The 10,704-nt window shown below is 63.9% G+C and carries 9 protein-coding genes; all 9 read left to right on the top strand.

Going from position 1 to position 10,704, the window contains the following annotated elements; genetic code table 11:
• Nucleotide 1: 1 nt before the first annotated feature.
• The 9 genes from BGO16_RS01640 to BGO16_RS01600 all read left to right on the top strand — a co-directional run bounded on the left by BGO16_RS01640 (nucleotide 2) and on the right by BGO16_RS01600 (nucleotide 10,679).
• The gene (locus BGO16_RS01640; protein ID WP_292616625.1) at nucleotides 2-1,156 is read left to right on the top strand and encodes a pyridoxal phosphate-dependent aminotransferase; all 1,155 of its coding nucleotides are present in this window, start codon (nucleotides 2-4) and stop codon (nucleotides 1,154-1,156) included.
• A 360-nt stretch (nucleotides 1,157-1,516) separates the two neighbouring features.
• Nucleotides 1,517-2,101, top strand: a complete 585-nt coding sequence (locus tag BGO16_RS01635) for a DUF992 domain-containing protein (RefSeq protein WP_292616621.1) — start codon at nucleotides 1,517-1,519, stop codon at nucleotides 2,099-2,101.
• 128 nt (nucleotides 2,102-2,229) lie between these two features.
• Nucleotides 2,230-2,712 carry a DUF992 domain-containing protein gene (locus BGO16_RS01630; protein WP_292616618.1) on the top strand — a complete coding sequence of 161 codons (483 nt, stop codon included), beginning with the start codon at nucleotides 2,230-2,232 and terminating at the stop codon, nucleotides 2,710-2,712.
• A 167-nt stretch (nucleotides 2,713-2,879) separates the two neighbouring features.
• Nucleotides 2,880-4,955, top strand: coding sequence for an elongation factor G (locus tag BGO16_RS01625; protein WP_292616633.1), 2,076 nt, complete (start codon nucleotides 2,880-2,882; stop codon nucleotides 4,953-4,955).
• 325 nt (nucleotides 4,956-5,280) lie between these two features.
• A complete protein-coding gene (locus tag BGO16_RS01620; protein WP_292616616.1) occupies nucleotides 5,281-5,553 on the top strand; it encodes a helix-turn-helix transcriptional regulator in 273 nt (90 codons plus the stop codon).
• Nucleotides 5,554-5,612: 59 nt separating this feature from the next.
• The gene (locus BGO16_RS01615; RefSeq protein WP_292616613.1) at nucleotides 5,613-7,364 is read left to right on the top strand and encodes a SulP family inorganic anion transporter; all 1,752 of its coding nucleotides are present in this window, start codon (nucleotides 5,613-5,615) and stop codon (nucleotides 7,362-7,364) included.
• 154 nt (nucleotides 7,365-7,518) lie between these two features.
• Nucleotides 7,519-8,373 (top strand): shikimate dehydrogenase, encoded by an 855-nt coding sequence (locus BGO16_RS01610; RefSeq protein WP_292616611.1) that lies wholly within the window; start codon nucleotides 7,519-7,521, stop codon nucleotides 8,371-8,373.
• A gap of 111 nt (nucleotides 8,374-8,484) precedes the next feature.
• Nucleotides 8,485-8,802 carry a FeoA family protein gene (locus BGO16_RS01605; RefSeq protein ID WP_292616609.1) on the top strand — a complete coding sequence of 106 codons (318 nt, stop codon included), beginning with the start codon at nucleotides 8,485-8,487 and terminating at the stop codon, nucleotides 8,800-8,802.
• Nucleotides 8,799-10,679, top strand: coding sequence for a ferrous iron transporter B (locus BGO16_RS01600; RefSeq protein ID WP_292616607.1), 1,881 nt, complete (start codon nucleotides 8,799-8,801; stop codon nucleotides 10,677-10,679). Before BGO16_RS01605 ends, BGO16_RS01600 begins: the two co-directional genes overlap by 4 nt.
• The last annotated feature ends 25 nt before the right edge of the window (nucleotides 10,680-10,704 follow it).

Genomic DNA, 10,704 nt, shown 5'->3' with positions numbered 1-10,704 from the left:
GATCGCGGTCACGGATAAAGCGCGTCGGCTCAAGGCGGAGGGACGGAACGTCATCGGCCTCGGCGCTGGCGAGCCCGATTTCGATACCCCGGCCAATATCAAGCTGGCGGCGGTCCATGCGATCGAGGCCGGCAAGACCAAGTATACGGCGGTTGACGGCATCCCCGAGCTGAAGGAGGCGATCATCGCCAAGTTCCAGCGCGAGAACGGCCTGACCTACAAGCCGAACCAGATCATCGTCGGCACCGGCGGCAAGCAGGTTCTCTACAACGCGCTGATGGCGACGATTAATCCGGGCGACGAGGTCATCATTCCCGCGCCGTACTGGGTCAGCTATCCCGAGATGGTGGCGCTGGCAGGCGGCGAGTCCGTGCCTGTGGTCTGCACGGCGGAGTTCGGTTTCAAGCTGCAGGCCGAAGCGCTGGAGCGGGCGATCACGCCGACGACGAAGTGGATCATCCTCAACTCGCCGTCGAACCCGACCGGCGCGGCCTATACGCGCGCCGAGCTGAAAGCCCTGACCGATGTGCTGGTGAGACACCCGCAGGTCTGGGTCATGACCGACGACATGTACGAGCACCTGATCTACGATGATTTCGAATTCACCACGCCGGCGCAGGTCGAACCGAAACTGTTCGACCGCACGCTGACGGTGAACGGGGTGTCGAAAGCCTACTGCATGACCGGCTGGCGCATCGGCTATGCCGGCGGCCCCGCGCAGCTCATCAAGGCGATGGCGACGATCCAGTCGCAGTCGACCTCGAACCCGTCGTCGATCTCGCAATGGGCCGCGGTCGAGGCTCTGAACGGGCCGCAGGAGTTCATCGACGTCAACAACAAGGTGTTCAAGCAGCGCCGCGACCTCGTGGTGGCGATGCTGAACCAGGCCAAGGGCATCGACTGCCCGCGGCCGGAAGGTGCGTTCTACGTCTATCCGTCCTGCGCCGGGACCATCGGCAAGACCACGCCATCGGGCAAGAAGCTGGAGACCGACGAGGATTTTGTCAGCGAACTGCTGGAGGCCGAAGGGGTTGCGGTGGTGCAGGGATCGGCGTTTGGCTTAGGGCCGGCGTTCCGCATTTCCTACGCGACCAGAACCGCGGATCTTGAGGACGCCTGCAAACGCATCCAGCGCTTCTGCGACAGCTTGCGCTGAGGGCGGGCTCCGCGTCGCGTTTTACCACAAGTCGTCACTCGCCCAAACAGCGACCCATAAGCTGTGCTGTCGTCAGGCGAAGATGCGAGATTGGCTCAGCCTCGCGCCATCTTGCATATGTCGCGGATTATGGGGCCTTGTGTTCGCGACGACGACGGCAGTGGCTGAAGTACACGGTACGGCCATGCTTTGTTTCGCGGAGCTGTGTTTCGCGTAGCTGTCGCCATTTTCGACCTTTCAGGAAGTTTTAGCAACGTTGCCGGCATTTTGATGCCACGATGTGACAGCCGCCTTGTTTTGGACACGGCGGTTCCATCATGCTCACCCGCCTTCCCAATTTTTCCCAGCGGAGATCAACTCATGCGTTTCCCAAGACTTCCCGCCGTGGCCGCCGTGATGCTCATGGTGTCCGTTGCGGGCGCCCATGCCCAGCGTCATCAGGTTCAGGCCGGAATCCTCGAATGCGAGGGCGGCCAGAACGTGGGCTATGTGGTCGGCTCCACGACGGAATTGCAGTGCATCTTCCGCAGCAATACCGGCGCGCCGCCTGAGCCCTATATCGCGCGGGTCCAGCGTTTTGGCCTGGACCTCGGCGTGACGGCGCAGACCGGGCTCGCCTGGGTGGTCAATGCGCCGAGCCGCAGCATCGGCCCGGGCGCGCTGGCCGGTCACTTCGGCGGGGTCGGCGCCAACGCCACGGTCGGCGTCGGCATCGGCGCCAACCTGCTGGTCGGCGGATCGGACAATTCGATTTCGTTGCAGCCGCTGAGCCTGCAGGGCCAGACTGGCCTCAGCGCCGTGGCCGGCATTGTGGATGTCGACTTGCGGCCGGCGAATGTGCGACCGGCTCCCCGCTACCATAAGCGGCATCACCGTCGTCATCATCCCCGCCATACAGACCGGCAACCCGTGCCGATCGGATCGAGACCAAGAGGCCCGCGATAAGCGGGCCTCTTTTTTAGTGTTCATGGTCGCAAGTTCGCGTCTGGCGAGAGGCGGGTGGGTATGCAATAAAAATATCTCCGCCATATGCGCGGCAGACAGGGGACGCATCACATTCATCGGAGTTTTTCATGCGCGGTATTCCAGTTCTGATCGGCGTCGCGGCGGCGTTAGTCGTGTCGCTCGCGGGTGCTCTTGCGCAGCAGCCCGGAGAGCGCGTCAAGGTCGGCGTCCTCGAATGCCGCGGTGGAGCCAGCGTCGGGTTTATCGTCGGCTCCGTGACCCATCTCGGCTGCGTGTTTCACATGAATGGCATGCCCGAAGATCGCTATGTCGCCACGATCCGCAAAGTCGGCGTCGATCTCGGCATCACCGAGGAATCGGCGCTGGCCTGGGCCGTCTACGCGCCGGTGGCGCGGCTCGGCCCCGGCGATCTCTCCGGCGACTACGCGGGCGCGCAAGGCAGTGCTTCGGTCGGCATTGGACTTGGCGGCAACGTCCTGATCGGCGGCTCCGCCAATTCGATCGCCCTGCAACCGCTCAGCATACAGGGGCAGGTCGGTCTCAATATTGCGGCCGGTCTCGCTGCGCTGGAATTGCGTCCGGGGCGTTGACAACTTTTGGTGAGTCGTGCGGGTCGGCTCCCCGCAGCATTTTGAAACCGCTATTGGTGCGCCTCACTTTGCCGCACGATGTTTTCCCGCTTGCCAAAACCTGAGCGCGGGAGGAGCATCACTGCGCCGACCCAATCATGGGCCGACTTCCCGATCAGGAGGCGGCGATGGGACCAGACCTTAGAGGTCCACAAGGTACCCCCCAGGGCACCCAGGCACAGGGCTCCCGGTGCATTGCACTGGTGGGCCCTTTCCAAAGCGGTAAAACCACACTTCTCGAAGCCATCCTTGCCCGAACGGGCGCAATCCCCAAAGCAGGCAGCGTCGATCAGGGCACCAGCGTCGGCGACGCCAGTGTCGAAGCACGCCAGCACAAGATGGGCGTCGGGCTGGCCTCGGCCGCCACCCGTTTCATGGGTGAAACCTATTCCTTTATCGACTGCCCGGGCTCGATTGAATTCGCGCACGACATGCGCGCCGCGATTCCCGCGGTCGATGCTGCGGTCGTGGTGTGCGAGGCGGATGAACGCAAGCTGCCGCAGTTGCAGATTATTCTGCGCGAACTGGAAGATTTGAACATTCCCCGATTTCTGTTTCTCAACAAAATCGACAAGGCGAACAAGCGCATTCGCGAAACGCTGGCGACGTTGCAGCCGGCGTCACGGACGCCGCTGGTGTTGCGCCAGATTCCGATCTGGAACGGCGACCTGATCGCCGGCTTCGTCGATCTCGCGCTGGAGCGCGCCTTCGTCTATCGCGAGCACATGGCCTCCGAGATTGTCAAACTGGACGGTGGCGATCTCGACCGTGAAAAAGAAGCGCGGTTCTCCATGCTGGAGAAACTCGCCGATCACGATGACGCGCTGATGGAGCAGTTGCTCGAGGATATCCCGCCGCCACGTGATGCTGTGTTCGACGATCTCTCTCGCGAATTGCGCGAAGGCCAGATCTGCCCGGTGCTGCTCGGTTCGGCTGCGCGGGAGAATGGCGTGTTGCGTCTGATGAAGGCGCTCCGGCACGAGGCTCCAGGCATCGGCGCGACCGCGAAGCGCCTGGGCGTGGCCGACAGCAAGGAAGCGCTGGCCTACGTATTCAAGACCGTGCACCTTCAGCACGGCGGCAAGCTGTCGCTGGCGCGGGTGCTGACGGGCCGTTTCGACGATGGCGCCGCGGTGCTGGCGTCGTCCGGCGAGGGCGGAAAAATCTCCGGCATTCTCGCCGCGACCGGTGCGCAGGAAACCAGGCGGGCGTCGGCTGAAGCCGGCGAGATGATCGCGTTCGGCAAGCTCGACGCCGTGAAGACCGGCGATACGCTGACGACCGCCAAGGTCGCGCCGCCTTCGCTGGTCAGCGTCGCGGCGGCCGCGCCGGTGCTGGCGATCGCGCTCGCGGCCGGAGACCGCAAGGACGATGTCAAGCTCGGGCAGGCTCTCGCCAAGCTCAACGAGGAAGACCCTTCGCTTGCCGTCGTTCACAATGCGCAGACCCACGATACCGTGCTGTGGGGGCAGGGCGAGATGCATCTGCGCGTTGCGCTGGAGCGGCTGCACGATCGTTTCGGCGTCAACGTGAAATCGCACCCGCCTGCGATTGGCTATCAGGAGACCATCCGCAAATCCATGACCCAGCGCGGACGCCACAAGAAACAGTCTGGCGGACATGGCCAGTTCGGCGACGTGGTTCTGGAAATCACCCCGTTGCCGCGCGGTTCAGGCTTCGTCTTCATCGACAAGATCGTCGGCGGCGCGGTGCCGCGCAACTATATCGGCGCGGTGGAGGAAGGTGTGGTGGACGGACTCTCACGCGGCCCGCTCGGCTTTCCCGTGATCGACGTGCAGGTGACGCTGATCGACGGCTCCTATCACAGCGTCGACTCCTCGGATCAGGCTTTCCGCACGGCGGCGCGCATCGGTGTGACCGAGGCCCTGCCTCAATGCCAGCCGGTGCTGCTGGAGCCGATCCATGTCGTCGAGATCGTTTGTCCAAGCGAGGCGACCGCGAAGATCAATGCCATCCTGTCGGCGCGGCGCGGCCAGATTCTCGGCTTCGATACCCGTGAGGGCTGGACCGGCTGGGACTGCGTGCGTGCGATGATGCCGGAAGCCGAGATCGGCGATCTCATCGTCGAACTGCGGTCGGCGACGGCGGGAGCGGGGAGTTTTACCCGCCAGTTCGATCGCATGGCCGAAGTCAACGGCCGGGCCGCCGACCAGATCATTGCCGCGCGTCGGGTCGCCGCCTAGAGCCTTTGCTCTCCATCGAGAATTTGCGGGTGTTTTGATCGCAAAGGACGCGGCCACTGGAGCCTTTCCGCTTCTGATGGAATCAGAAGCTGAGCTCTATGCTTTTGATTTGACGCGTTTTCTTGACGCGAACCGGTAGCCGCTTCGCTAACGGCCAAAAACGGTCTCCGCTTTTGCGAAATATGCGCCGCCGCCCGGGAGTTCTGCGCGCCTGATCGCCGGAACCTCGCTGGCCGCCTTGTCCTGGCGATGGTAATGATGTATTTTACATTATTGTCATGATCTCAGACATCACTTATAATAGCCTAGATATGGATATCGAGCGTTGATCACATCCTTTCAGATGCGAGCGGCGCGTGCGCTGCTGGGCATTGACCAGAAAACGCTCGCCGCGCTGGCGGGAGTGTCCTTGCCGACCATCCAGCGGATGGAGGCGAGCGAGGGGCCGGTGCGCGGCGTCGTCGATACGCTGGTGAAAGTGGTCGACGCGTTCAATCGCGCCGGCGTCGAGTTGATCGGAGAACATGCGCGCAGCGACGATGGCGGGCGCGGTGTGCGCCTGAAACAGCCGGGACCTCCGCGCCGTCCCGGCGGCTGATACGGTCACCGAACCGCACTTATCGGCGACCTGCGCGCGATGCGAGGACTGAGTGCGGGATGAACATTGCTGAGGGACGACCCCACCTTATCCGCCAGCCGAGTTTCGCAGAACTGTTCACGCCGAAACTCCTCACCGTGTTGCGTGAGGGTTATCGCGGCGCCGATTTCCGCGCCGACGTCGTCGCTGGACTCACGGTGGCGATCGTGGCGCTGCCGCTGTCGATGGCCATCGCCATCGCCTCCGGCGTCACGCCGGATCGCGGCCTGACCACCGCCATCATAGGCGGATTCTTTATCTCGCTGTTCGGTGGCAGCCGGTTTCAGGTCGGCGGTCCCGCCGGCGCGTTCATCGTGCTGGTTGCGCTGACGGTCGAGCGTCACGGGATTGACGGCGTCATCCTCGCGACTTTGATGGCGGGCGTGTTGCTGATCGCCGCCGGCCTGATGCGGCTCGGCACCTACATCAAGTTCATTCCCTATCCGGTTACGGTGGGGTTCACCGCCGGTATCGGCGTCGTCATCTTTGCCAGCCAGATCAAGGATATTCTTGGAATCACGCTGGCGAAGGAGCCGAGTGGGCTTGTTCCGAAGCTCGCGGCGCTGGCGCGGGCCGGCGACACCGTCAGCATGTCCGCGGTCGCGGTCAGCGTCATCGCAGTCGTTATCATCGTCGGCCTGAAGAAGCTGCGGCCGACGTGGCCCGGCATGTTGATCGCGATTGTGATCGCCGCCGGGGCCGCATGGGCGCTGTCGTTGCCGGTGGAGACCATCGGCACGCGCTTCGGTGGGATTCCGCGTGAATTGCCGTGGCCGGTCTGGCCGACATTCTCTCTCGACAAAATGCAGGCGGTGTTTCCCGACGCCGTGGCGTTCGCGCTGCTGGGATCGATCGAGTCGCTGTTGTCGGCGGTGGTGGCCGACGGCATGACCGGACGGCGGCATCGCTCGAATTGCGAACTGATGGCCCAGGGCGTCGCCAACATCGCTTCCGCGCTGTTCGGCGGCATCTGCGTCACCGGACTGATTGCGCGGACCGCGACCAACATCCGCGCCGGCGCTCGCGGCCCTGTGGCGGGGATGCTGCATTCGGCGTTCCTGCTGCTGTTCATGCTGATCGCAGCGCCGCTGGCGAGCTACATTCCGCTCGCGGCGCTGGCCGCGGTGCTGGCGGTTGTCGCCTGGGACATGGTCGAGAAGCACGAATTTGCGACCCTGATCCGCACATCGCGGGGGGACGCCGTCGTGTTGCTCGCCACCTTCCTGCTGACCATCTTCCGCGATCTTACCGAGGGCATTCTGGTCGGGTTCGCGCTCGGCGCGGTGCTGTTCATCAACCGCATGGCGCAGACCACCAGCGTCGAGGCCAATGTGCCGCTGGTGGCCGAGGACAAGGCCGACGATGCCGATGGCGATCGCCAGCCCTACGATGCCACGCTGGTGGCCGATCCGGACGTCGTCATCTACCGCATCACCGGGGCATTCTTCTTCGGCGCGGCGTCCGAGATCGGCTCGGTCCTCGATGCGATCATGGAACGACAAAAGGCGTTCGTCGTGGATTTCGCCACAGTTCCATTCCTCGACTCCACCGCGGCGAACGCCATCAGCCGGATCGCCGCCAAGGCGCGGCGGCAGGGCATTCCGTTTTTCGTCACAGGAGCGTCGCCGGCGGTGCGACGGGCGCTCCTGACCCATGGGGTCAGGCCGCCGCGCGCGAAATTCCGGGAGAGCATCGCGCGCGCCGTCGCCGACATCAAGGCGTCCCGCCATGCGCTATCCGACGCCGCGAAGGAAGCGCAACCGCTGCCCTGAGCCGCGCCGGGCGACTTGCGGTATCCGCTGCCACGGGCGATTGCGGCCCGCGGCATTGACAGCGGCCGCGCCTTGCATGATCTCATCCGGTCGCGCCGCCCGATCGTCAGGCGCGCGCGCCCTGCGATGGGACGAGCCATGTCAGTCGAGAGTCATGTCAGCCGAGAGTAAAGTCCCCGCCGCCTGTTTGATCGGATGGCCCGCGGCGCATTCGCGTTCGCCGCTGATCCACCATTACTGGCTGCGCCTGTACGGCATCGAAGGCGGTTACAGCATCGAGGCGATTCCGCCCGAGGGTTTGGCCGAATTCGTCATGAATCTGTCAAAGCAGGGCTTCGTCGGCGCCAACGTCACGATCCCGCACAAGGAGCGGGCGCTGCAACTGACCGCACCCGACGCGCGCGCAAGAGCGGTCGGCGCCGCCAACACGCTCTATTATGAAGGCGAGGCGTTGCGCTCTACCAATACCGATGTCGAGGGGTTCATCGGCAATCTGGATGTCGCTGCGCCGGGCTGGGATAGCACTGATGATGCGCTGGTGCTCGGCGCCGGCGGATCGTCGCGCGCCGTGGTGTTCGGCCTGATCGAACGCGGCATCAAACGCATCCATCTCGCCAACCGCACGATGGAACGGGCGCACGCGCTTGCGGATCAGTTTGGCGGATCGGTCATGCCGCTGGCCTGGAACGGACTCGATGATGTGCTGCCGCGCGCCGGGCTGCTCGTGAATACCACCTCGCTCGGCATGGCAGGGCAACCTCCGCTGAGCGTCGAACTGCCGCTGTTGCCATCGGATGCGGTGGTCGCCGACCTGGTCTATGTTCCGCTGGAAACGCCGCTGCTCGCAGCGGCGAAGGGGCTCGGCCTTAAGACCGCCGACGGTCTCGGAATGCTGTTGCATCAGGCGGTGCGCGGATTTGAACTGTGGTTCGGGCGACGTCCCGTGGTGACGCCGGAATTACGCGCGCTGGTCGAGGCCGATCTCCGGATGGCTCAATTCGCGACGTGAGTGTCCTCCATTTTTAACTATTCTAATCGGCGCCCAATCAATGCTCTTTGTCTTGACCCCCACGGGAGCTTGATCCACTTGATAGAAGCGTTACCCAAAGCAGCGACCATTATGCCCGATTTTGATACCATCATTCCTGACGCCGCGGAGACCACTCCGCTGGGCCTTGCACAACGCGGCTTTAGCGGCCGGGTCAGTGCGATCATGGTCGACGGCGATCACCTCGGGGTGTCGGCGGTCGAGATCGAGCGGCGCCTTCTCGAACTCGGAATCGTCGAAGGCGCGTCGGTGCAGATCCTGCATGAGGGGCCGATCGGCCGGGATCCGATCGCGGTTCGCGTCAACGGCACGACGATCGCGCTGCGTCGGCGCGAAGCCATGGCGATCATGGTCGGCGCTCTCGAGCGAGCGGCGAAAACCACAGCATGAGCGTTATCGACGTAAATGACTGGCGCATCGCCCTGGTTGGGACGCCGAACAGCGGCAAGACCGCCTTGTTCAACGCGCTCACGGGCAGCCGGCAGAAGGTGGCCAACTACGCCGGCGTCACCGTGGAGCGGAAGTCCGGGGTTTTGAAAACCGCATCCGGTCACCGGGTCAACTTGATCGACCTTCCGGGGACCTATTCCTTGCGGGGCCGCAGCCCCGACGAGGATATCACCCGCGACGTCATTCTCGGCAAGCTTGCGAGCGAAAGCCCGCCTGACTTCCTGCTCTGCGTCGCCGACGCCACCAATCTTCGCGTGGCGTTGCGCCTCGTGATCGAATTGAAGCGCGTGCACCGTCCGATGCTGCTGGTGCTGAACATGATCGACATCGCGCGGCGGCGCGGGGTCGACATCCATCTCGACAAGCTCTCCGCCGAACTCGGTGTGCCGGTGGTAACGTCGACCGCCGTGCGGCGCGGCGGCATCGACGATCTGCTGCGGCATATCGATGACATCGTCGGCAAGCCGGCTGGCGCCATCGTCGCGAGCGACTGGACGACGCCCGCCGTATCCGACCTGCGCGCGGCGCAGCGCGAAGCTGATCGCGTGATCCGCGCTTCCGTGAGCGAGCCCGCCAAACCCGATACGTGGACCACGCGCGTGGACGGCGTGTTGCTGCATCCGGTGTGGGGGATGGTCGCGCTGCTGCTGCTGCTGTTCGTGATGTTCCAGGCGGTGTTCGCCTGGGCCGAGCCGGTGATGGAACTCATCACGCAAGGTTTCGATGCGCTCGGGGCGTTCTCGGCGACCGTGCTGCCGGAGGGATTGCTGCAGAGCTTCGTCCAGAATGGTGTGATCTCCGGCGTCGGCAGCGTCCTCGTGTTCCTGCCGCAGATCCTCATTTTGTTTCTTTTCATTCTGCTGCTTGAAGATCTCGGCTACATGGCGCGCGCGGCGTTCCTGATGGATCGCATCATGGGCGGCGCCGGACTTCACGGTCGCGCCTTTATCCCGCTGTTGTCGAGTTTTGCCTGCGCGATTCCGGGCATCATGGCGACGCGGGTGATCGACAACAAGCGTGACCGGTTGACCACCATCATGGTCGCGCCGCTGATGACCTGTTCGGCACGCATCCCGGTGTACACGCTGATCATCGCCGCCTTCATACCGAACAGGCCGGTATTGGGCGTTCTTGGATTGCAGGGGCTCGTGATGTTCGGGCTCTATGCGATGGGCATCTTCAGCGCGCTCGCGGTATCCTTCGTGGCCAACCGCTTTTTCTGGCGTGACAGCGCGACGCCGCCTTTCATGCTGGAACTGCCGGATTACAAGCTGCCCCAATTGCGCAGCGTGCTGATGAATCTTTACCAGCGCGCGATGGCGTTTCTGAAACGCGCCGGCACCACGATCTTTTCCATGATGGTGCTGATCTGGTTTCTGGCGTCGTTTCCGCGTCCGCCGGCGGGCGCGACCGAACCCGCCATCGATTTCAGCCTTGCGGCCATGATCGGCCGCTGGATCGAACCGCTGCTCGCGCCGATCGGCTTCAACTGGCAGATCAGCGTCGCGCTGATTCCCGGCATGGCCGCGCGCGAGGTGGCGGTGGCCTCGCTCGGCACCGTCTATGCGATCGAGGGTGGCAAGGAGGCGGCGGACCAGGTCGGTCACATGCTTGCCTCGCAATGGAGTCTTGCGACCGCGCTGGCGTTCCTGGCCTGGTATGTCTTCGCGCCGCAATGCGCCTCGACGCTGGCCGTCATCAAGCGCGAGACCGGCGGTTGGCGCTGGATGCTGATTACGTTCTTCTACATGCTGGCGCTGGCCTATCTCGCCGCCTTCGTTACTTATCGCATCGCCCTGGCGCTGGGCTGGGGCTGAGAGCGGAGTCTCGCGAAAATCGGCC

Origin of the sequence: Nitrobacter sp. 62-23 (assembly GCF_001897285.1) — a bacterium.
Lineage (GTDB): Bacteria > Pseudomonadota > Alphaproteobacteria > Rhizobiales > Xanthobacteraceae > Nitrobacter.
This window is presented reverse-complemented; position numbering and strand designations above follow the sequence as displayed.

Coding starts and splice junctions, on each gene's coding strand:
- BGO16_RS01605 (WP_292616609.1), top strand. CDS start 8,485: ATGCCCGATTTTGATACCATCATTCCTGACGCCGCGGAGACCACTCCG.
- BGO16_RS01635 (WP_292616621.1), top strand. CDS start 1,517: ATGCGTTTCCCAAGACTTCCCGCCGTGGCCGCCGTGATGCTCATGGTG.
- BGO16_RS01600 (WP_292616607.1), top strand. CDS start 8,799: ATGAGCGTTATCGACGTAAATGACTGGCGCATCGCCCTGGTTGGGACG.
- BGO16_RS01630 (WP_292616618.1), top strand. CDS start 2,230: ATGCGCGGTATTCCAGTTCTGATCGGCGTCGCGGCGGCGTTAGTCGTG.
- BGO16_RS01610 (WP_292616611.1), top strand. CDS start 7,519: ATGTCAGCCGAGAGTAAAGTCCCCGCCGCCTGTTTGATCGGATGGCCC.
- BGO16_RS01615 (WP_292616613.1), top strand. CDS start 5,613: ATGAACATTGCTGAGGGACGACCCCACCTTATCCGCCAGCCGAGTTTC.
- BGO16_RS01625 (WP_292616633.1), top strand. CDS start 2,880: ATGGGACCAGACCTTAGAGGTCCACAAGGTACCCCCCAGGGCACCCAG.